Below are 20,825 nucleotides of genomic sequence, written 5' to 3'. Positions count from 1 at the left end.
CGATTTCGTTGTTAGCGGACCAGAAGGTCGATGGGTTTGTGCGGGTCGCGGATGCGGAAGTGTTTTGCCAGCGATGGATATTGCTTCGCTACTTCCGAGTACATCTGCCACGCTACGTTGCGGTAGCTCCAGTGGCCTGCCGGGGTGCTGCGGAGTTCGCTGATGTAGACGGCTTCTGCGAAGTCCATGGTGAAGAGAGAGCGGCAGCGCGTGGCCAGCGGCAGCACGTAGTCGGCTGCGTGCGGATTGCATTTGTGCGGCTTGTTGTCTGTGGCGGAGGTTGCGCTGGAAGGCGCTGCCCACTTCATCTGGATGCCTTGCCCGTTGAAATGCGGCAACGGCACGGCGGCTGCTGAATGCGCCGCGAGCTTGGGTGAAGTGATTGCTGCTGTTGCGTTTGCTGGGACGCCAGTGGCCTTGGCGTGGAAGGCGAATGCCTGCTGGATGAGTTCTGTATAGCGCGCGAAGACAGGCGATGCGGAGAGCGCGGGTTGCGAGGGGAAGTCTGGCAGTTCGTAGCCGTGCGCCGTGGTCCAGGGCTGCAGGAGTTGCGTGCAACGGCGGTGGCGGTGCATGTCGCGGAAGCCACCGATGTCCATGAGGATGTCAAAGCGCAGGCCGTTGGCGGCGGCGAAGGCGCGGGGCAGCTCGTCGTGGCGACCGCGGTGCTGCAGGCCGAGGTCGATGATTTCGCTGATGCGCTTTTCGCTGAGTGCGGCGACGGCGTTGCGGATCTGGCGGAAGCGGTACTGCGTGTGCGGGTAGAGCAGCGAGGTTGCGAGGTCGATCTCAAGCGAGAGTGTTTCGCCTGTGGGCGGTGCGATGAGTTCGACGTTGGGAGAGTCCGGCGGCATCGGGACGATGGATTCGCCACCGAGGAGTTCGGCTGCGGCCTGCTGGAGCAAAGGCTTGGTGGCGCGCGTGAACTCGCTGGGCGTGGTGTATTTGACCAGCGTGGGGCTTACACGGACTTCGCGCAGCATGAGGTCGTCAGCGGTTTGCGCGATTTCGGGCTCGAGTGCGCGGATGGCTTCGACAAGATCGTTGCAGGCGGCTTCGTTGACCTGCCAGGCGGGGCCTGCAGCGGCGTCGCGCAGCTTTTCACCGAGCGCACGGATCTCGGGGTAGTCGCTGCCGAGAAGGCGGGCTACCTGGCCTTCGAGGGTGCGGGCGTTGGTGATCTGGCCCAGCGAGGTGTTGGTGGCCAGCGGCAGCAGATAGCGCGCCATGTCGTAAGCGCGGGCGCGGAGGGTGCGCGTGTATGCGGCTTCGTCCATGCCTTCAGGACGCGGTGCGTGCGCCTTCAACTCCGTGAGCATGCCTTCACCGATTTCGGTGTAGCCGTCGAAGAGGCTGTCGATGACTTTTTTGTATTCGGGTTGCTGTTCGGGGTCGTCGAAGGTGGGCGTGTAGTAGCCGGATTTGCGGAAGTTCTGGTAGCGCGTGCTGCGTTCCTGGCCGTCCCAGCGCTGTTCGTCGACGAGGTCGATGGCGGCGAGGAGGGAGAGGCGCTCGATGGCGAAGGCGACGTGCGCGAGGTCCGCGATGGAGCGGTGGCCGTACTGGAAGTAGAAGGTGTTGAGGAACTGCTCAGCCTTCTGCGAGGAGATTTCCGCCAGCGATTCGCGCAGGGTGAGTGCGGAACGGGAGTACTTGGCCATGGCGTAGGCGAGGACTTCGGGGTCGGCCCCGTGGATGGCGTAGACGTCTGTTTCGTTCTGGAAAGGGCTCATTGGCGGTAGGGAAAGGATAGCAAGTCAGTGGGGTCGTTCGATTGGCATCCAGGGGAATCGTAGTGTGGGAAAGAATGCAGGTCCTTCGGCTTCGCTCAGGATGACGGCCTTTGGCCGTATAAGCTCCGCTTGTTCAGCGATGACGCTTTTTTCGGGGCGTGTGAGCTTCGTTGGCGCTTCCAGACAGGAATGCCCAGGTTCTGTTGCGAACCTGGGCATTTGGCTTGTTGTGTTTTGTTACTGGAACTTGGTTGGGTCGGTGTGGATGCTGGCCGGGGGCAGGTCTGCGTCTGCTGTGCCGAGGGTCGTGTTGGGGATGTTGCTCATGTTCAGGTTGAGCGTGCCGCCCGAGGTGAGGGTGTTGTGGGTGAACCAGAGGCGGTTGAGCGGTTGGCCGTTCCATGTGGCGGACTGGACGTACTTCGCGTCGCGGCTGGTGTTGGGAGCGCTGACGATGAAGTCCTTGCCGTTCTTCAGGTGGATGGTGACCTTGCTGAAGATGGGGCTTCCGATGTCATAGACCGGGACGCCTGGCGAGATGGGGTAGAAGCCCATCATTGAGAAGACTACGAAGCCGGTGAGGCCGCCGCCGTCTTCGTCGCCGGGGATGCCCTGCAGCGTGGCGGGGAAGAAGGACTCAATCAGTGAGCGGATGCGCTTCTGCGTTTTCCATGGCTGGCCGAGGCGGTTGTAGACGTATGGGATGGGAAGCGAGGGCTCGTTGGCCATGCTGAATTCGCCCATCATGGATGTGCTGTCCGGGAACTTGGCCTGGAAGGTGTACTTGTTCGCAGGCAGCGGTTCGCGGAAGAGTTGATCGAGATTGGCGATGGCTTTCTGCTTGCCGCCCATCAGGTCGAAGAGACCGTCGTAGTCGTGGACGACGTCCCAGGTGTAGGTGTAGGCGTTGTTCTCGTCGTAATAGTCGCGGCCACCCATGCCACCGTCGAACTTGGGATCGATGTTGATCCAGTTGCCCTTGTCATCCTTGGGCCATGCGAGACCCTTGTCGGCGCGGAAGAGATTGCGGTAGTTGGTGCTGCGCTTGAGGAAGAGTTCGCGGTCTTCCGGCTTCTTCAACACTGTGGCGAGTTGCGCGATGGACCAGTCGTCTGTGCTGATTTCGTAAGTGACGGCAACGGCCTGGCGTTTCTCAAAGTCGTTGACGCCTGCGACGGTTTCCTTTTCGCCAGGATGCAGTGCAGGCATGTAGCCGTGAGTGCTGTAGAAGTCGTCGAGTGAAGTCCTGGGGCCGAGCTCCCACGGGAGGACTGTGGTGTCGAGCGCGCGCTTGCGAAGGCCTTCGTAGGCAGTGGGTAGGTCGAAGTTGCGGACGCCCTTGTTGTATGCGTCGGCGATCCATGGGGCGGCGTGGTACCCGTTCATGGTGGCGCCGGGGCCGGATGCGAGAGCGAAGGTGGGCATGATGCCGCCCTGCTGATACATGCGGACGTAGGACTGAATCTTGTCGGCCTGCATGTCAGGATTCAGGATGGTCTGCAACGGCTCCATGGCGCGGAAGGTGTCCCACAGCCAGTTGTCCACGTAGAAGGGGCGCGCGTCGGTGTGGACTTTGTGGTCGTAAGCGCTGTAGTACTTGCCGTCTTCTGTGATGAGGATCATGCGCTCCATGCAGCGATAGAGCGAGGTGTAAAAGACGCGGCGCTGTTCCGGTGTGCCGCCCTCGATGTCGATCTGGCCGAGTGCCTTGTTCCATTCCGCGCGGCCCTCTTCGCTGGTGCGCGTGAGGTCCCAGTGATTGATTTCGCGGTGCAGGTTCTTCTTTGCCTGCTCTGCGGAGATGAAGGAAACGCCGTAGCGGAGTTCGAGATCAGAGGTGTGCGCGGTCAGCGTCAGCTTCTTTTCGCCGGGTGTTGCGGTGACGGGATGGTTTGTCTCGGCGTAGAAGTAGGCGGTTAGGCCCATGGCTTTCTCTTCACCAGAGATGGCGTCTTTGCCTTCTACCTTGAGCGAGCCGGGATGCAGATTACGCAGCGTTACGGTTGCCGTATCGGTGTCGTAATGAAAACGAAAGATACCGGACTGATGTGACGGTGCGAACTGGATGTCAATCTTCGATTGATCGAGACGGCTGGTGTAGAAATACGGCGTTGCGTGTTCGTTGTCGTAGCTCTGTGGTGTGCCGTCGCCGGGAAGGATTGCGAAGAGATCGGGCTGACGATGCGAAAGGATGGTCAGCGGGAAGTACTGGATCTGATCGTCAAGCGCGTCTTTGCGCACAGGGTAAACACGCACCATGCTGTTGGGGCGATAGGCCGTGGGACGCGTGGGAACAAGCAGGATGCCGACGTTGCCGATGGTGGTGTCCACTTCGTCGACGGGGGATTTCTGCTGCGCATACGAGGTGGTGGCTGCTACGAAAAGGGCTGCAATGGCGATGAGTTTGCGCAACGGAAAATGCTCCTGCTTAGGGTCGATGGAAGGATATCGCAGAGGAGATACAGGACGGGTTTACAGGCGGTCAAAGCTGTAAGTGTTGCCTTCGCTCTGGGGAGATGTTTTGAAGCGTTTTGTTTGTGGTTAGCGCGTGCAGGTTTTCAGGTAGGCGTGGACCATGTTGAGCAGTTGTTCGCGGATGGCAGGCAGGAGCTTTTGTGTGGGTTTGTCTTCCAGCAGGCGACGCGTGACGCCGGTGATGCAGCAAAGAACCATGGTGGTGATGAGTTCCGGTTCGCAGGTAAGGCGTTCCGTTGCTGTGCTGAAGAGTGCGGTGGTGCTGCGATGCGCGCGGTTGCCAACGTTGCGTGCGATGCGCATGCCGTCTACGTCGGTGGCAATGGCGTAGAGGCTCGCGCTGTTGTTCACGTCGTTAAGCTTGGCGTCAAGATAGGTGTCGATGAGCGCCGTGGCCTGATCGAAGATGCTGCGGTTGCACTCAGATTTGCAGGTGTCTTCCACGGCGGCGATGACGTGGTCCATGTGGCGGCGTAACGTTGCCTGCAGAAGCGCGCTCTTGTTGGGGAAGTATTGGTAGAGCGTGCCAACGGAGACTCCAGCGCGTTGCGCGACGAGTGTGGTGGTGAGTTTTTCTTTGCCGACGCTGACCAGAACCTGAAGCGTTGCCTGCAGAATAGCCTCGACGGTGGCTTCCGAACGCGACTGAACGGGCGTCTTTCTTGGCTGAAATGCAATGGCGACGGTGGCTGGCAAATGCGAACTCCAAAGCTGAAGGTTTCTTCATCTAAGTGTACGTGCCGCGATTTGTGGCGTGGAGATGAGAGATGAGTGCAGGAACGTATGTTCTGGGTGATGTTGCAGTAAACCGCATGGGATATGGTGCGATGCAGCTTGCAGGGCCAGGTGTGTGGGGTCCGCCGAAGGATCGCGCTGCGGCAGAAGCTGTGTTGCGTGAGGCTGTTGCGAGTGGCGTGAATCACATTGACACCAGCGATTTCTATGGTCCGCATACGGTGAATGCGTTGCTGCGCGAAGTGCTGCATCCGTATGAGGGCTTGACAGTGGTGACGAAGGTGGGTGGTCGCCGCGGTGAAGATAAGTCGTGGATACCGGCGCAGAGTGTGCCGGAGCTGCAGAGCGCTGTGGAAGACAATCTACGCAATCTGAAGGTGGATGCGCTGGATGTGGTGAATCTGCGCCTGTGGGGTGCGAATGGTCACGTTGTGAATGAAGAGTCGATTGCGGAGCGGTTTGCTGCGTTGGCGAAGCTGCGTGAACAAGGCAAGATCAAGCATCTGGGACTGAGCCATGCGTCGCGTGTGCAGGTGGAAGAGGCGCTGACGATTGCACCGGTGGTGTGTGTGCAGAACCTGTATAACGTGGCGCATCGAGAGGATGATGCGTTGATTGATTTCCTTGCAGAGGAGGGCATTGCGTATGTTCCGTACTTCCCGTTGGGTGGATTTACGCCGTTGCAATCTTCTGCGCTGAACGATGTTGCCGCGGAATTGAAGGTGACGCCGATGCAGGTGGCGTTGGCTTGGCTGTTGCATCGGTCGCCGAACGTTTTGCTGATTCCGGGAACGTCATCGGTGGGACATCTACGCGAGAATCTCGCTGCAGCGGATCTGGTACTGAGCGCGGATGTTGTGGCTCGGCTGGATGGGATCGGGAAGGCTGCTTAAAACCGTCGCTATGAGAAGAAGCCCACCTTGGTTGGTGGGCTTCTTTCGTTACGGCAGTTGGGCTGCTTCGGCTTCAGGATTCCAGTTGTCTTTGCCTTTGAGGAACTCGCGGGTTTCGAAGTGTTTAAGGTCTGCGGCGGTGAGCTTGCGCGCGTCGGGCGTGCGTGTTGAGGGGCTGGCGCCGGGGCCGGTGGAGTTATGTTCGGCGTAGAAAGCGGTTTTCAGGATGCCGCCGTTGTTCCAGTCAGACCACCCTGCGGGTTCCAGTCCTTTGTCGATGTTCGTGTCGATAAAGATGACGCGCGAGTAGTTGCGCCAAGGGCGTCCGAAGAAGACTCCGTGGGCGCTCTTGTGCGCGGCATTGTCAGTCATGGCTGTGCCGTCGGCGCCGGGTGCGAAGGTGAGGTGGCTGTCGCGGATGACGTAGCCGGTGGGTTCGGTTTCGCTGAGGCGGCTTTGCGCGGTGATGTAGCCCGGGGCCACGGTGTGAAACTCAATCTTGCTGAAGACGGCGGTGGCGTTGCCGAAGACGTAATCGACTGCGCCTTCGATGTAGTCGTCGGTGTAAAACTGGCGGCCCCAGTTGGCTAAGAGCGTGTCCTGATAGCCGAGGAAGCGGCAGTGTTTGAAGATGGCGCGGTCTGCGAGGACTGCGACTGCGACGGCTTGTCCTACATTGCCTGCGGAGTTTTCAAAGGTGATGTTGGCGGCGCGGAAGCCGTCGCCCAGGACCTCGACCGTTTGCGTGAAGAAGGTGCCACCGCTTTGCTTTGCGAAGTGGTCCGAGGTGATGACGGTGTCTTCTGGTTTGCCGAGGCCAACGAGCGTGAGGTTGGGGCGGTTGCGCGGAATCCAGAGGCGCTCGTGGTACGTGCCGGGTGTGATGCGGATGGTTACGCGGCCGTTGGCGCCGGGTTCCGGTGCGTGGTCGATGGCGTTCTGGATGGTGGGGTAGACGTCCGGGCCGTTGGGCTTTGCGCCAGGCTGGACGAGGACTGTGACGTCCTGCGCGTGGGACGCGAATGGGGCTGCGAGGGTGACGAAGAGGATGGCGCTCAAAACGTTTCGCATGCGGCTAGTAGAGCAGCGTCGTCGATGAGTCAGCAAGTGATTGCAGGAAAGCCGGATAGGGGGCGGTGGGCGATCTTCGGACAGAAGGGGATGCGAAAGATTGCTGGACAATAACAATTCTTGTTCAATAGGTTTGTGGGGTTTTGTGCTTTTGGGAAATTTTGCAGTACTGCAACACCCTCCAGAGCAATAGAAGCCATTCGAAACAAGGAGATCACTACCATGCTTGCTATCGGCGAACAGTTTCCCGACTTCCGCGTGACCGCGGTTGTTTCCCGCGATAAGAACAATGCCTTCCAGACCGTTGACAACACGACCTACGAGGGCAAGTGGCTCTGCGTATTTGCGTGGCCGAAGGACTTCACCTTCGTGTGCCCGACGGAGATTGCTGCATTTGGCAAGCTGAACCGTGAGTTTGCAGACCGTGATTGTCAGATCCTGGGACTGTCGATCGATAGCGAGTTTGTGCACCTGGCGTGGCGCAACAACCACGACGACCTGAAGGACCTGCCGTTCCCCATGCTGGCGGACATCAAGCGTGACCTGTGCGGCCAGCTTGGCATTCTGGATGAGAAGGAAGGCGTTGCGCAGCGTGCGACGTTCCTGGTTGATCCGCAGGGTGTGATCCGCTTTGTGTATGTGACGGACCTGTCGGTGGGCCGCAATCCGCAGGAGGTTCTGCGTGTACTGGATGCGCTGCAGACCGATGAGCTTTGCCCCTGCAACTGGCAGAAGGGCGAAGAGACCATCAACGCTTAGTTCTGTTACCTAACGCAATGAAACTCGCGGGTCGCAGAGTGTTTCTGTGACCCGCTTCTTCCAGCGGCTTGTATTCATGTGGCTGCGGAAAGGAATGTTTGTATGTCTCTTGATGCTTTGATTGACTCGCTTCCCGATTATGCGAAGGATCTTCGTCTGAATTACTCGTCGCTGGTACGGAACAATACGGAACTGACCAAGCAGCAGTTGTGGGGAACCGTTGTGGCTTCTGCTGTTGCAACGCGTAATGCTGCTTTGACTGCGGCTGTTGTGGCGGAGGCTGCGAATCATCTTTCGGCGATGGAACTGGATGCAGCGAAGGCTGCTGCGGCCATCATGGGGATGAACAACATCTACTACCGTTTTCATCACCTGTCGTCGAACGAGAAGTACAGCACGCTGCCTGCGAAGTTGCGCATGAATGTGTTGCGTTCGCATGGTGTGGACCACAATGATTTTGAGCTGTGGTCGCTGGCGGTTTCGGCAATCAATGGTTGCGGCAAGTGCGTTGACAGCCATGAGAATGTGGTGCGGCAGAAGGGCGTAACGGAAGAGACGATTGCTGCGGTGATCCGTGTGTGTTCTGTGATTCACGCGATTGGGCCGGTGCTGGAAGAGAAGGCTGCTACGGCTGCTTAATCGCTCTATGAGTGTCATGAAGAACGCCGCGGGTTTGTCCGCGGCGTTTCTTGTTTGTCTCGCTATTTCTATTGCATGACTGAAAGGAACTGTGCCCAGGGGCCGATCTCGGGTTTGAGGCGGCGTGCGAGAGTGCGATGAATTTGTACGAGGTGCGACTGATCATGCGCAGCCCATGTGGCCAGCAGTTGATGCGCTGTTGTTTCGCCGAGTGTGGGATGTAGACCGCATTGGTTGAGATGGTGAGCTTGCAGATTGAGTTTGCGTAATTCCTTCAGGCCCTCTTCACGCGCTGTCCGGAATTCGCGAAGTAGTTGCTCCATGCCTTTGCCTGCGCTCTTTGTGAATTGCGCTTCGCGGTCAAAAGGATCGAACGGGACGCTGGTGCCATGCTGCAGAATGCGTCGCAGCCGCGGCATCCAGTCTTCTTCTTCTGCGTGGATCATGTGTCCTACAACGACGAGCGGGCTCCACTTACCTTCGCCCTCGGTTGCGTTGATCCATTCATCGGGCAGGCCGCGGAGTTGTGCTTCGAGAGCAGCAGGTGTGCGTTCGAGAAGAGGCAGGATGGTTGTCAGCAGGTCTTGGCTCATGAGTTTTTATGGCTCTTTCGTTTTTCAGATGAAACAAACACGCCGCGGATTCACCGCGGCGTGTCGTTTGTTGCGGCTGATGCGTGGTTTACATGTTTTCGATCATCTTGCTGGCGAACTCGCTGGTTTTGACTTTGGTTGCGCCTTGCATCTGGCGTTCGAAGTCATAGGTGACGAACTTCTGCTGGATGGTCTTTTCCATGCTGTTTTCAATGAGGCGTGCGGCTTCGCTCCAGCCGAGGAAGTCGAACATCATGACGCCGCTCAGCATGACGCTGCCGGGGTTGATGACGTCGAGGTCCGCGTACTTTGGAGCAGTGCCATGTGTCGCTTCGAAGCATGCAAAACCATCGCCGATGTTGGCGCCGGGAGCGATGCCGAGTCCGCCGACCTGTGCTGCCGCAGCGTCGGAGATGTAGTCGCCGTTGAGGTTTGTGGTGGCAAGTACGCTGTAGTCGCTGGGGCGGATGATGATCTGTTGGAAGATGGAGTCGGCGATGCGGTCGTTGACCATGATCTTCGACTTCCACTTGCCGTTGCCGTGCGTTGCGCCAACTTTGGCGATGACGTCTTTGATTTCTGCGATGACAGAATCTCCGAATTCTTTAGGAGCGAATTCGATGCCGGGTTCGACGAGTGCTGCGTTTTCTTCCGGTGTGAGATTCGGATTGCTTTCAAGATTGCCGAGGATCCAGCTTTCACGTTCGGTAACAACCTGATCGCGGAACTCTTCTGTGGCTACTTCATAGCCCCATTCGCGGAAGGCACCTTCCGTGAACTTCTGAATGTTGCCCTTGTGAACGAGCGTGACTGTCTTGCGTCCGTTAGCGATGGCAAACTGAATTGCCGCGCGCACGAGGCGCTTGGAGCCAGTGATGGAGATGGGCTTGATGCCGATGCCGGAGTCGGTGCGAATCTTCTTCTTACCGCCCTTCAACATCGTGTCGTTGAAGAAGTCGATGACCTGCTTTACTTCCGGTGTGCCTTCGCGGAACTCGATACCTGCGTAGATGTCTTCTGTGTTCTCGCGGAAGAGAACAACGTCGAGTTTTTCGGGATGCTTCACGGGGCTGGGAACGCCTTGGTAGTACTTCACGGGGCGCACGCATTGATACAGGTCCATCAGTTGGCGCAGTGCCACGTTGAGCGAACGGATGCCGCCGCCTACGGGCGTGGTGAGTGGTCCCTTGATGGAGACGCGGAAATCAACCGTGGCTTTGACGGTGTCATCGGGGAGCCAGTTCTGTGTTTGACGATAGGCTTTTTCACCGGCGAGAACTTCGAACCAATTGACTTTGCGCTTGCCGCCGTAGGCTTTTTCGACGGCCGCATCGAAGACGCGTTGCGAGGCCTTCCAGATGTCGCGACCGGTTCCGTCTCCCTCGATGTAGGGGATGATCGGGTTGTCAGGGACGGTGAATTTGCCGTTGGTGTACTCGATTGCCTTGCCTTCGGTCGGGACAGCAATGCCGTTGTAGCTTGTCTGCATGATGAGAATCGCTCCGTGAATTGCCCTGCAAGATGGCTGTCTGGCAACGCGAAAAAGCGAGGCGCTGCAGACGCACGACACTATAGACCGAGCGGCAAACGACCGGCTACTCCGCATGACGCGCGGATATGCGCAGTTAGCGATAAACATGAGAAAAGGCCCGGAAATCCGGGCCTTCTTTTAACCGTGGGTTTACGTTCTACAGGTTTTCAATCACGCGATCAGAGAATGCCGTGGTGCCCACCTGCGTGGAACCGGGCATGTTCTTGGCGAAGTCGACCGTGACGTACTTCTGACGGATGGTTTCTTCCATCGCCTTTTCGACGCGGTCTGCAGCTTCGTTCCAACCGATGAGGCGCAGCAGCATGGCGCCGGAGAGGATGACCGAGCCGGGGTTGACGACGTCTTGATCGGCGAGGCGCGGCGCGGTGCCGTGCGTTGCTTCAAAGACAGCGTAGCCGTCGCCGATGTTGGAGCCGGGAGCGATACCGAGTCCGCCGACCTGCGCTGCAGCGGCGTCAGAGAGATAGTCGCCGTTGAGGTTGGTGGTGGCCATTACGTCGTATTCCGCGGGCTTCATCAGCAGGTCCTGGAACATGGCGTCGCAGATGCGGTCGTTGACGAGGATGAGGTCGCGCCACTTGCCGTTGCCGTGGGTTGCGCCGATCTTCGCGATGACGTCCTTCACTTCAGCGACGATCTTTTCGCCGAAAGCTGCAGGTGCGAAGTCGATGCCTGGCTCAACGATCTTTGCGATGGCTTCTGGCGAGATCTTCGGGTCTTTGTCGAGCGCTGCGAGAATCCAGCATTCGCGTTCGGTGACGATCTTGTCGCGGAATTCGGTGGTGGCGACTTCATAGCCCCATTCGCGGAAAGCACCTTCGGTGAACTTCTGGATGTTGCCCTTGTGAACGATGGTCATGACCTTGCGGTCGTGGTCCACGGCGTATTGAATGGCCGCGCGTACAAGGCGCGTGGAGCCGAGCTCGCTGATGGGCTTGAGGCCGATGCCTGCGTCGTCGCGCAGCTTCTTCTTGGTGTTGCCAAGGAGTTCGTTGTTCACGAAGTCGCGCAGCTTTTGCACTTCAAGTGAGCCGGCTTTGAACTCAATGCCCGCGTAGATGTCTTCGGTGTTTTCGCGGAAGATGACCACGTCAACGTCATCGGCGTTGTTCACGGGGCTGGGCACGCCGGGGTAGTGCTTCACGGGACGCACGCACTGGTACAGATCCATGGTCTGACGCAGCGTGACGTTCAGGCTGCGGATGCCGCCGCCGATGGGCGTGGTAAGCGGTCCCTTGATGGAGACGCGGAAGTCGAGGCATGCCTGCACGGTGTCCTGCGGCAGCCAGTCGTTGTGCAGGCGATAAGCCTTTTCACCGGCGAGGATTTCGTACCATTCCACGCGGCGCTTGCCTTCATAGCTCTTGGCAACGGCGGCATCGAGAACGCGGCGTGCGTTCTTCCAGATGTCGCGGCCCGCACCGTCGCCCTCAATGAACGGGATGATGGGGGTGTCCGGCACAACGTATGCGCCGTTTTCGTAGGTGATTGCTTTTCCGTTCAGAGGAAGGGCGATGCCGTTATAGCTGGTCTGCACGTGCGAATGTCACTCCGTTGCGAGGATGTTCCGAAACGGCGATTTTCGCCGCGGACGTTCACCTTTCAGTGTATCGGGTTCAGAGGAGAAAGGGCGAAGCGCGGGGAGCTCGTTTGGCGCAGTTTTAGGCGGTTATCGAATGATTTCCTGTAAGCACAGGGACAGCGTGGGAGCTTACGAAGCCCCACGTCCTTCTGTGACGGCGAATGTCGCCGTGTTCTAGTCGGCTTCGGGTTTCTGGACTGTGTCGACTACGAGGACGTCCACCGGGCCTTTTGTGGCTTTGAGTTCTAGACCGAGTTGCTCACGCATGGCGGTGAAAAGGCCGGGAGCGGCATTGCCTTCTGGCGCTTTGATTTGATCGGGCAGCCAGTGGAGCGCGAAGTCGTAGCGTCCCGTCAGGCCGGTTTCATCCACCACTGGACGATCCACGATGTGCTGTATTCCCAGCAGAAGGAAGTCGGCCATGGTGCTGTTGGTGAATGTCATCGTTTGGCCATCTGCACCGTTGTGGCCTCCCTGATGTGGCAGGTTGTCTTTGGTCCACGCGGTCTTTGCGAACTTGATTCCGCCGGGGATGACGCGCAGTGAGTAGTCAGGGAGGTCACGTTTGGCATTGTGCATGTGCAGACCGAAACGATCCGTCAACAGGCGTTGCAGCAGGTACTGATACTGGACGAGGTTGGGTTCGCCTTCCACGTCGGGAACACCGTCTATGTCGAAGAACTCCGTGCTCACCCATTCGGGCGCATCGACCACCTGTTTGGGGTGAAGGGAGTAGGCAAAAATGATGATGTTCAGCACGGATTCGCGCTTCAGCAGGACATGACGTCCCTGCAGGTCGAAGCCCTGGTGGGTTTCGTCGGGAGGCGCAGGCTTTACCGTCACTACTTCAAAGCCGGGTTTCGCATCGGGTGGCATAGACTGCTGTGCGCGTGTGGTCGCAGTGCAGAAAAGTGCGATGGTGACTGTTGCGCGCAAGAGCGTTTTCAGCAGCATTGTCGGTGTCTCCGGAAGAAAACGGAATTGTTCTGAGAGAGCAATACGGCGGTTTAAGACCTCTGGTTCCTCGGATTCAGACGTTTCCGTCTCGGCTGTCTTGTACATTCAATGCAAGCTCATGAAGAAAATTGCCCTCACCACTCTGCTTGCCCTGTCCACATCTGCCTTTGCACAGAAGGTAGAAGTCACACTGCCCGCTGCTGCACAGCATGGGCATTTGATTGTTGTGTTTGCGAAGGATGGCAAGTCAGAACCACGTATGCAGATGAATGAGCAGTATCAGTCGGCACAGGGTTTCGGCGTGGATGTGGGCATTGATGGCATTCCGTCGGCTAAGACCGTCACGGTGGATGCGAAGACGTTTGGTTACCCTCTGCGGTCGCTGACGGATATTCCCGCAGGCGATTACTTTGTGCAGGGTGTCTTCAATGTGTATGAGCAGTTTCATCTGGCGAACGGGAAATCACCGTGGTTGCCGCCAGATAAGGGCGAAGGGCAGAAGTGGAATCGCAAGCCCGGCAATCCATTTTCGAAGCCGATGAAGGTGCATTTTGATGGCAAGGCCAACTCCACGATCAAGCTGAATCTTGATCAGACCATTCCCGAGATCAAGGGAACGAAACAGGATCCCGAAGTGATTGCGCAGGATCCGGCGACGAGCAAGTGGCTGAAATACATGCGCTTCAAGTCAGAGAAGCTGTCGAAGTTCTGGGGCCGCGATATGTATTTGGGCGCGTGGGTGTTACTCCCCGAAGGGTTTGACGAACATCCGGATGCGCACTATCCGCTGGTGGTTTGGCAGGGACATTACAGCGCGGGTATGCAGCCTGCATTTACTGCAGTAGCGGGTGGTGGCGGACGTCGCGGCGATAGCGGCTATCGCTTCTTTCAGGATTGGACTACGGGGCGTTTGCCACACGCGATTGTGCTGTATGTGCAGAATGCAAACCCGTACTACGACGATTCGTATGACGTGGATTCCGCGAATGTGGGGCCTTATGGTTCTGCGATCAATGATGAGTTGATTCCTGCGGTGGAAGCGAAGTATCGCGGTATTGGTGCAGGATGGGCGCGCGCTACGGCGGGTGGCTCGACCGGCGGCTGGGAGGCGATTGCCACGCAGGTCTTCTATCCCGATGGCTACAACGGCACGTGGGGTGCCTGCCCTGATCCAGTGGATTTCCACGCGTATCAGAACATCAATCTATACGACGATCCGAACGCGTTCTTTCGCCATGGTGACTTTGGCAGTGTGCCGGTCCCGGCGGATCGTAAGCCGGATGGATCCATTCTGGCTACTACCGGTGATGAGTTTGCGTTCGAGTATGTGCTGGGAACGCATGGTCGCTCAACAGAGCAATGGGGCATCTGGCAGGCTGTGTTTTCGCCGCAGGATAAGGATGGTTATCCGGTTGATGTGCTGGACCCGATCACCGGCGAAATTAACAAAGATGTCGTGAAGTATTGGCGTGAGCACTACGACATCAACGCTATTCTGAAGCGCGACTGGTCGACGCTGGGACCGAAGGTGGAAGGGAAGATGCATATCGCTGTAGGCGATGGAGATACGTACTTCCTGAACAACGCAGTGCATCTGCTGGATAACCAGTTGAAGCTGACGCGAAATCCGCGTTCCGATGCTGAGTTTCAGTACGGACCCGGTATGCCGCATTGCTATACCGGCGGTCCAAGCGAATATTCCATGCAGCAGAACAATGCGAACTGGATTCAGCGCTTATTGCCGCTGATGACGGAGCATATGAAGCAGACAGCCCCCGCCGGTGCGGATGTGAAGAGTTGGGTGTATTGAAACCTGACAACACGTTCTCAAGGACTGATGAAGCCATCTTGACGTCTGCCGCGGCAGGATACTTAACCACTTTGAGCGACAATCGCAAGATGGATGTGGTTCAACAAGAAAACCAGAGCCATGCCGAAGAGGCACCGGTAATCAAGCATGTGCTTGCACTGGATGGTTTGCGTGGCACCGCGATTCTGCTGGTGTTGATTTGCCATGAATGGGGAGATGTATTCACTGTCCACGGTGGAGTCTTTCTGCGGACGCTAAATCATCTCACCGCAGCTGGATGGGTGGGCGTAGACCTGTTCTTCGCCCTTTCCGGATTTCTGTTGACTGGAATTCTGTTTGAGACGCAGAACGAGCCTTCTGCTTTGCGTAATTTTTATGCGCGCCGCGCCTTGCGAACATTTCCGTTGTATTACGGTGTTTTGATCGTTCTTGTTGTCGGGACAATGGTGGCGGGATACCACTGGTCTCCCCGCCTGATTCTATGGTTCACCTATTTGGATAACTTTGACGCGGTGAACTGGGGCGGATCTCCGGTAACGAACGCGTCATGGGTATATATTCGGCATTTCTGGTCGTTGGCAGTGGAGGAACAGTTTTACCTGTTCTGGCCCGTGCTGCTGTTTGCCATGAAGACGCAGCGACGGATTGTGCAAGCTGCTCTGGGGTTGGCAGCCTTCTGCCTCTTGTTCCGGATTGGAATGGGGCTTTCCGGATTAACAGAGGCGCATCCCACAATTCTTTATTGCTGGACGCCCGCTCGCCTGGACGGCATGTTGTTCGGAGCGGCGTTGGCTATCGGAATACGATCGAACTGGCGTGGGCGTCTGTTGTGGATCTGCACGTGGCTGGCGCGTGTGGGAATTCCTCTGGCAATCGTGTACGTAGCAATGCACGGCTTGTATATGTTTTGGAGCCCCATTAGCAGCACGTTGGGATTCACTCTGATTGCGATCATGCTGACAGCGTTGATTGGGGTATCGTTGCAGCCGGGGCCGGCAAAGAGAATCTTCGAGCATCCTGTCCTTCGGTTCTTTGGCAAGTACAGCTACGGGATGTATGTGTTGGAGCCCTTTGTGGGAGAGGGAATCGATCGGTGGGTTCTGCCATCGGTGCGGTTGCTGATCAAATCACATACGGTTGTAGCGTATCTACGTGGTGCGTTTGTTGCTGTTCCATTGGTCGCAATCGCGTGGCTGTCTTACGAGATGTACGAACGTCATTTCCTGCGGCTTAAGCGCTATTTCGTATCTCCCACAGCAGAAAAGCGGATCTCGACCGCGGAGAGAGCGGTAGCAGTGTCAACGCCGCGTTAGTTCCCGGGGCGGGAGGGACTCTTGCCTGTCAGGGTGTATGTTGGCGGCGTAACCGGGGGGAGAGAAGGTAATAGCACACGCGGTGGCGCGGTCCGGTAAAATGGAGGGGTATGTCGACTGCAGTTGCTACACCTCCGGCCCTGGAACTCAAGCCCGGCCACCGGCCCATGCCGCTTCGTCGCCGCTGGAAGGCGGCTACACGTCGTATGCGCGAACTACTGGGCATTGGGCATGCACTGCTCTCGACCAGTCATCCGTACATGGCGCAGATCGTGCCGATGCGGCGCTGTAACCTGGCTTGCACCTACTGCAATGAGTACGACGACCACTCCGCGCCCACGCCGCTGGATGAGATGCTGCGTCGCATTGACCATCTGGGACGGCTTGGCACGACGGTGATCACCATCTCCGGTGGTGAGCCGCTGATGCATCCGGATCTGGATGAGGTCATCAAGCGCATCCGCAAGACAGGTGCTTTGGCCGGCATGATCACCAACGGCTACTACCTGAACAAGGAACGCATTGAGCGGTTGAACAAGGCTGGCCTTGATCACATGCAGATCTCCATCGACAACGTGATGCCTGACGCCGTGTCGAAGAAGTCGCTCAAGGTTCTGGATCAGCGCCTGATCTGGCTGGCGGAATATGCGGATTTTCATGTGAACATCAACTCCGTGGTGGGTGGCGGTGTTGCCAATCCGCAGGATGCGTTCACGGTGTCCAGCCGTGCGCTGGGACTTGGGTTCTCGTCGACCATCGGTATCATTCACGATGGCAGCGGGCAGTTGAAGCCGCTGGGTGGCGAGGAGCGTACGGTCTGGGAGCGCGTCCGCAAGCTTACCCGTCGCAGCTACAGCCGCTTCAACCACTTCCAGGAAGCCATTGCGAACGGTATGCCGAACGACTGGCGTTGCCGTGCGGGTGGACGCTACCTCTACGTCTGCGAGAACGGGCTGGTGCATTACTGCAGCCAGCAGCGCGGTTATCCGGCGACTCCTCTGGCGGATTACACGACTGAGGACGTAAAGCGGGAATTCCTGACGGAGAAGGGCTGCGCGCCGAACTGCACCATCTCGTGCGTGCACCAGGTGAGCTACATCGATCACTGGCGCGCGCCGCAGACCTCGCAGATTACGCCGCCAACCGCGCACAGCGGCCATGGCGATCTGGTGCAGATCAGCTAGGCACTTCGTGCCGTTCTGGACGCCTTTGGCGTGTCAGCGAGCCAGCGGGTTTTCCCGCTGGCTTTTGCTTTGGGCTTCGGTGGATGTATGGGGTACCCCCTCCCCCTGTTTTTCTAAAATCGTCTTTCCATTGGGGTTACGGTTTTGGTGTCTGCAAAATCGTCTTTCTATTGGGGTTAGAGGCAAAATCGTCTTTCTAAACGAGTTAGGGCCGCGCATCGCGCGGCCCATCTTGTTGCTACTTCTATTGTAGTGAGTTGGCGGAAATACCATGCCAGCTCTATTTCTTTTCGTTTGTTTGGTTTGAGTGGTTCGGGGACTTGACAGCGTTTCGTGTTTCTAGCGCTTACCCGATGCGGCATCCTCGATGAGTTGAGCGACTTCTTTTGGATGGGACAGCATTACGACGTGGCTCGACGGCAGGGAGATGGTGGTGGCGTTGAGCTGTTTGGCCATGCTGGCCTCGTGCTCTGGGGCGATCATGCGATCGTTCGTGGCGACCACGTACCAAGATGGCTTGGTGTGCCATGCGGCCTGGGTTGGCTGGGCTACAAAGATTGCGCCTGAGGTCTGAGGCTGACCTGCCACCATGAGAGCCTTTTCTTCCTTGCTGAGATCCTGCGCGAAGTCTTCTTCCACACCTTGTGGAGAGAGCAGCAGGAAGCCATCACCGATGGGTGCAGCCTTCTGAGGGCCGGGCGGGGGAGGGAACGGCTTGCTGATGTCAACGATGGATTGTCCTGCGTCTGGAGCGAAGGCTGCGACATAGACGAGGCTCGCCACCTTGGGGTCGTTGCCTGCCTCCGTGATGATCACCCCACCATAGGAATGTCCCACCAGTGTGACGGGGCCATCCTGCGCGGCGATTGCGCGCTTCGTCGCTGCGACGTCGTCCTGGAAGGATGTCAGCGGGTTTGAAACAGCGGTCACCTTGTATCCCTTAGCAAGCAACAGGGGAACTACCTTCGACCAGCTTGATCCATCTGCAAATGCGCCGTGGACGAGGACGATGTTTTTTGAAAGCATGGCTTGAGACAAGAGTCTTCCCTCCAGATTCCGAGACAGCCACGGCTTAACTCATCCCACCATGGGAGGCTTTGATGACCGTCTCTGAGGCAATTCTGAAGTGAGAAAGAACAGCAGCCGTTACCAGATCTTGCTGTCGGTTGCCTTTGCTTGCGTTATTGTTGCGCGCCCCCTCGAAAGAGCGATGGTGTCATGCCTACTTCGCGGCGGAAGGCACGCGAGAAGTGACTGACATCTTCAAACCCCACGTTGAGACCAATCTCCGTTACGGATAGAGGGCTGTTCGCAAGCAATGTTTTTGCCTTCTCCAAGCGGCGATCGAGAACGTACCGCGCGGGCGTTGTGCCGAGGCTTTCTTTGAAGCTGCGCAGAAAGTGGAAGACGCTTAGCTTGGCAACGATGGCAAGATCAGCCAATGCAATCTGTTTGTGCAGGTGGTCTTCCACGTAGGTTTGTACAGCACGCATCTGTCGCGGTGTGAGTTTTGGTCCGGTCTTTGTTGGCGTTCGTGTTGCTCCTGCGTAGTCGCAGATGGAAAGAGCGATGGCTGTGGCGATGCACTCAAGGCCCATGCCCTCTTCTGTTGATTCAGTGCTTTCAAGCAGCAGCGCGCGCATGAGGTGTTCGATCTTGGGAGGGCAGTCTGTCAGAGATTGCATGATGGGGAGGTTTCGTTTTCCGCCGTGAGACTCAACCAGATCGTCGAAGTAAGAAGGGTCAAACGCTAATGCAATGCCTTCTACCTTGCCTTCAAAACGGACTCCATGTCTGCAACCCTCTGGCATGATCCACAATGCACCGGGACGAATCCAGCGGAGGCCTGTGAACTCAGGGCTTTTGATTTCTGCCTGAGCCGCTTGTCCTGTGTAGAGAAAGATGTTGTGTTGCAGAAGCTCCCGCTCAGGGAATTCCGTTGGCTCAACGACGTGGTGTTCTACATGGACGCCGCGTGTGGCAAGGTGTGCGTGCCTTCGCACCACGTTGGGCACGATGGGAATGGTTGCGCTGCCTTGCCGAACTGTAATTGAGCCTTCCACGTCCACGCTCCCTGATCTTCGATGTGCCTTTCAGGATTCTCAGTCAGCGTCGGAGAGACGCAAAGCCGTAATTCCTGTGGCGACCGTCTGATGCAGCTCGATTACAGAATGGTTCATGGTGACAGCGTTATGGCTGGTCTTCGATCACAATGTGCTCGCCCTGCTTCCATCGGTCGATGATGGCGTGTGTGTGTTGCCAATCGGTGAGTGGGTTGCTGCTGAGGACGAGGAAGCTTGCTTCGTAGCCGGGGCGCAATTCGCCGAGTTTCCGTTTGGGGAAGATTGCTTGCGGTGTGGTTACACAGGCCATTTTTAAGAGCTCAAGGTTTGTCCAGACTCCCAGGCTGTGCAGGTAATCCATTTCGTGTACGGAATCCTGCCCGTAGTGATCCGAGCCAATCAGGATGGGCACGTGTGCCTTCTTTAGTCGTGTGAGGTTATCAATTTGCGATGCTTGTCTTGCTTTGAGATCCGCAGCACTTGTGTGTTCGTCGACGTCGATACCTGCGGTGGCTTGCACTTTTACGTGTCGTTGTTCTGCTTCTTGAATGAGTTCATCTGGCAGTCGAACCGTGGTGGGATTGCCTTTGGCTGAGAGGCCGTATCCGGGGAGATGGCCTAGTTCGTCGACGCCTCCACGAATCGCGATGGCTGCGTCCGTGGCTGTATCGACGTGAGCGGCTACTTTCAAACCGGCCGCGTGAGCTTTGGTTGTGATGAGAGGGACAAGAGCGGGATTCAAACCGAGTCCGAGTCGTGTATCGGATGAAGATGCGGCTTTCCACTCTTCGCTGTTTACGAGATACACCTTGATGAGATCAGGATGGGATGCGAGTATGCGTGGCCAAAGTTGATCTAACTCCGCTGGCGTTTCCATCTCCCAATAGGCCAAGCCGGAACGGCTGGTCGCATGCACTACTTTGTCTTTCTGCTCGGCAGTGACGGGATAGAAGAAGCCGAGAGGGATGGATTCATACACCTCTTTGGGATGGCCGTTGTAACCGGTGAGACCGCCGTGCGCATAGGTGGCATCCACGGTGGATGGCGTGTTCACACGCTTTGCCTGTTTGACGGCTTCAGCGCCGGTTGAGACATCGGTCATGCCTTGTGCGTAGAAGACTCCATCCTGCAGATAGAGCTTTCCCTGCGCCTGCGCTCGTTGGAGATTGTCAAAGTTGTGTTCGTGGGCGTCTCCGTATGGGGGGACGACATAGCCACCCTTCAGGTCGATTTGAAGAGATTGATGGCAGGGCGTATGGGTCAACACACCGGAGTCGCTGTAGAAGTCATCCTGAGGGAAAGCACGACCGTTGAACCAATGGCCGTTGATGAAGTGAATGCAGCCTGCATAAGAAGGGACACAGACTGTGAGGAAGAAACCCAGTAGGAATGTTTTACTGCGCCGCATGTTTGAGCACCTATGACCCGTTCTATCGCGCTGAATTAGACAGAGAGATAGAACCGCG

At 57.3% G+C, this 20,825-nt stretch carries 17 protein-coding genes; 6 read left to right on the top strand and 11 right to left on the bottom strand.

Annotated elements, in window-relative coordinates:
* Nucleotides 1-11: 11 nt before the first annotated feature.
* The 3 genes from BLT38_RS13590 to BLT38_RS13580 all read right to left on the bottom strand — a co-directional run bounded on the left by BLT38_RS13590 (nucleotide 12) and on the right by BLT38_RS13580 (nucleotide 4,904).
* Nucleotides 12-1,733 carry an FAD-dependent thymidylate synthase gene (locus BLT38_RS13590; RefSeq protein WP_083345668.1) on the bottom strand — a complete coding sequence of 574 codons (1,722 nt, stop codon included), beginning with the start codon at nucleotides 1,731-1,733 and terminating at the stop codon, nucleotides 12-14.
* Nucleotides 1,734-1,970: 237 nt separating this feature from the next.
* A complete protein-coding gene (locus BLT38_RS13585) occupies nucleotides 1,971-4,145 on the bottom strand; it encodes a GH92 family glycosyl hydrolase (RefSeq protein ID WP_083345667.1) in 2,175 nt (724 codons plus the stop codon).
* Between the two features lie 129 nt (nucleotides 4,146-4,274).
* A complete protein-coding gene (locus BLT38_RS13580) occupies nucleotides 4,275-4,904 on the bottom strand; it encodes a TetR/AcrR family transcriptional regulator (RefSeq protein ID WP_083345666.1) in 630 nt (209 codons plus the stop codon).
* 71 nt (nucleotides 4,905-4,975) lie between these two features.
* Here BLT38_RS13580 and BLT38_RS13575 point away from each other — a divergent pair, with 71 nt between their 5' ends.
* Nucleotides 4,976-5,836, top strand: coding sequence for an oxidoreductase (locus tag BLT38_RS13575; RefSeq protein WP_083345665.1), 861 nt, complete (start codon nucleotides 4,976-4,978; stop codon nucleotides 5,834-5,836).
* A 48-nt stretch (nucleotides 5,837-5,884) separates the two neighbouring features.
* Here BLT38_RS13575 and BLT38_RS13570 read toward each other — a convergent pair whose 3' ends face one another.
* Nucleotides 5,885-6,907, bottom strand: coding sequence for a pectinesterase family protein (locus BLT38_RS13570; RefSeq protein WP_083345664.1), 1,023 nt, complete (start codon nucleotides 6,905-6,907; stop codon nucleotides 5,885-5,887).
* Nucleotides 6,908-7,129: 222 nt separating this feature from the next.
* Between BLT38_RS13570 and BLT38_RS13565 the strand changes: the two genes are divergently transcribed.
* A complete protein-coding gene (locus tag BLT38_RS13565) occupies nucleotides 7,130-7,666 on the top strand; it encodes a peroxiredoxin (protein WP_047489808.1) in 537 nt (178 codons plus the stop codon).
* A 102-nt stretch (nucleotides 7,667-7,768) separates the two neighbouring features.
* On the top strand, nucleotides 7,769-8,305 hold the full coding sequence (locus tag BLT38_RS13560; protein WP_083345663.1) for a carboxymuconolactone decarboxylase family protein: 537 nt from the start codon (nucleotides 7,769-7,771) through the stop codon (nucleotides 8,303-8,305).
* Between the two features lie 68 nt (nucleotides 8,306-8,373).
* On the opposite strand, the gene BLT38_RS13555 is transcribed toward BLT38_RS13560, so the two are convergent.
* From BLT38_RS13555 to BLT38_RS13540, 4 genes are all read right to left on the bottom strand, one after another.
* Nucleotides 8,374-8,898 (bottom strand): DinB family protein, encoded by a 525-nt coding sequence (locus BLT38_RS13555; RefSeq protein ID WP_083345662.1) that lies wholly within the window; start codon nucleotides 8,896-8,898, stop codon nucleotides 8,374-8,376.
* Nucleotides 8,899-8,986: 88 nt separating this feature from the next.
* Complete coding sequence (locus BLT38_RS13550; RefSeq protein ID WP_083345661.1) at nucleotides 8,987-10,387, bottom strand: NADP-dependent isocitrate dehydrogenase; 1,401 nt, start codon at nucleotides 10,385-10,387, stop codon at nucleotides 8,987-8,989.
* 199 nt (nucleotides 10,388-10,586) lie between these two features.
* Nucleotides 10,587-11,987, bottom strand: a complete 1,401-nt coding sequence (locus BLT38_RS13545) for an NADP-dependent isocitrate dehydrogenase (protein WP_083345660.1) — start codon at nucleotides 11,985-11,987, stop codon at nucleotides 10,587-10,589.
* A gap of 219 nt (nucleotides 11,988-12,206) precedes the next feature.
* Nucleotides 12,207-12,986: a TIGR03435 family protein gene (locus tag BLT38_RS13540; RefSeq protein ID WP_172838278.1), complete on the bottom strand. Its 780-nt coding sequence runs from the start codon at nucleotides 12,984-12,986 to the stop codon at nucleotides 12,207-12,209.
* Between the two features lie 121 nt (nucleotides 12,987-13,107).
* Between BLT38_RS13540 and BLT38_RS13535 the strand changes: the two genes are divergently transcribed.
* The 3 genes from BLT38_RS13535 to BLT38_RS13525 all read left to right on the top strand — a co-directional run bounded on the left by BLT38_RS13535 (nucleotide 13,108) and on the right by BLT38_RS13525 (nucleotide 17,296).
* Nucleotides 13,108-14,799 (top strand): esterase, encoded by a 1,692-nt coding sequence (locus BLT38_RS13535; protein WP_083345658.1) that lies wholly within the window; start codon nucleotides 13,108-13,110, stop codon nucleotides 14,797-14,799.
* Between the two features lie 71 nt (nucleotides 14,800-14,870).
* Complete coding sequence (locus BLT38_RS13530) at nucleotides 14,871-16,112, top strand: acyltransferase family protein (protein WP_156785131.1); 1,242 nt, start codon at nucleotides 14,871-14,873, stop codon at nucleotides 16,110-16,112.
* Between the two features lie 110 nt (nucleotides 16,113-16,222).
* On the top strand, nucleotides 16,223-17,296 hold the full coding sequence (locus BLT38_RS13525; protein ID WP_083345656.1) for a radical SAM protein: 1,074 nt from the start codon (nucleotides 16,223-16,225) through the stop codon (nucleotides 17,294-17,296).
* Nucleotides 17,297-17,635: 339 nt separating this feature from the next.
* On the opposite strand, the gene BLT38_RS13520 is transcribed toward BLT38_RS13525, so the two are convergent.
* The 3 genes from BLT38_RS13520 to BLT38_RS13510 all read right to left on the bottom strand — a co-directional run bounded on the left by BLT38_RS13520 (nucleotide 17,636) and on the right by BLT38_RS13510 (nucleotide 20,767).
* The gene (locus BLT38_RS13520; protein WP_231966496.1) at nucleotides 17,636-18,334 is read right to left on the bottom strand and encodes an alpha/beta fold hydrolase; all 699 of its coding nucleotides are present in this window, start codon (nucleotides 18,332-18,334) and stop codon (nucleotides 17,636-17,638) included.
* Between the two features lie 143 nt (nucleotides 18,335-18,477).
* Nucleotides 18,478-19,359, bottom strand: a complete 882-nt coding sequence (locus tag BLT38_RS13515) for an AraC family transcriptional regulator (protein ID WP_172838277.1) — start codon at nucleotides 19,357-19,359, stop codon at nucleotides 18,478-18,480.
* Nucleotides 19,360-19,486: 127 nt separating this feature from the next.
* Nucleotides 19,487-20,767, bottom strand: a complete 1,281-nt coding sequence (locus BLT38_RS13510) for an amidohydrolase family protein (protein ID WP_083345654.1) — start codon at nucleotides 20,765-20,767, stop codon at nucleotides 19,487-19,489.
* Nucleotides 20,768-20,825: the final 58 nt, after the last annotated feature.

This window comes from Terriglobus roseus, from assembly GCF_900102185.1.
Taxonomy (GTDB): Bacteria; Acidobacteriota; Terriglobia; order Terriglobales; family Acidobacteriaceae; genus Terriglobus; species Terriglobus roseus_A.
Note: the sequence above shows the minus strand (reverse complement) of the source record. Positions and strands in the feature narration are given on the sequence as shown.

Excerpts from the sequence above, each read along its gene's own strand:
- BLT38_RS13535 (WP_083345658.1), top strand. The coding sequence starts at position 13,108 with ATGAAGAAAATTGCCCTCACCACTCTGCTTGCCCTGTCCACATCTGCC.
- BLT38_RS13560 (WP_083345663.1), top strand. The coding sequence starts at position 7,769 with ATGTCTCTTGATGCTTTGATTGACTCGCTTCCCGATTATGCGAAGGAT.
- BLT38_RS13555 (WP_083345662.1), bottom strand. The coding sequence starts at position 8,898 with ATGAGCCAAGACCTGCTGACAACCATCCTGCCTCTTCTCGAACGCACA.
- BLT38_RS13510 (WP_083345654.1), bottom strand. The coding sequence starts at position 20,767 with ATGCGGCGCAGTAAAACATTCCTACTGGGTTTCTTCCTCACAGTCTGT.
- BLT38_RS13550 (WP_083345661.1), bottom strand. The coding sequence starts at position 10,387 with ATGCAGACAAGCTACAACGGCATTGCTGTCCCGACCGAAGGCAAGGCA.
- BLT38_RS13540 (WP_172838278.1), bottom strand. The coding sequence starts at position 12,986 with ATGCTGCTGAAAACGCTCTTGCGCGCAACAGTCACCATCGCACTTTTC.
- BLT38_RS13525 (WP_083345656.1), top strand. The coding sequence starts at position 16,223 with ATGTCGACTGCAGTTGCTACACCTCCGGCCCTGGAACTCAAGCCCGGC.
- BLT38_RS13570 (WP_083345664.1), bottom strand. The coding sequence starts at position 6,907 with ATGCGAAACGTTTTGAGCGCCATCCTCTTCGTCACCCTCGCAGCCCCA.
- BLT38_RS13575 (WP_083345665.1), top strand. The coding sequence starts at position 4,976 with ATGAGTGCAGGAACGTATGTTCTGGGTGATGTTGCAGTAAACCGCATG.
- BLT38_RS13565 (WP_047489808.1), top strand. The coding sequence starts at position 7,130 with ATGCTTGCTATCGGCGAACAGTTTCCCGACTTCCGCGTGACCGCGGTT.
- BLT38_RS13590 (WP_083345668.1), bottom strand. The coding sequence starts at position 1,733 with ATGAGCCCTTTCCAGAACGAAACAGACGTCTACGCCATCCACGGGGCC.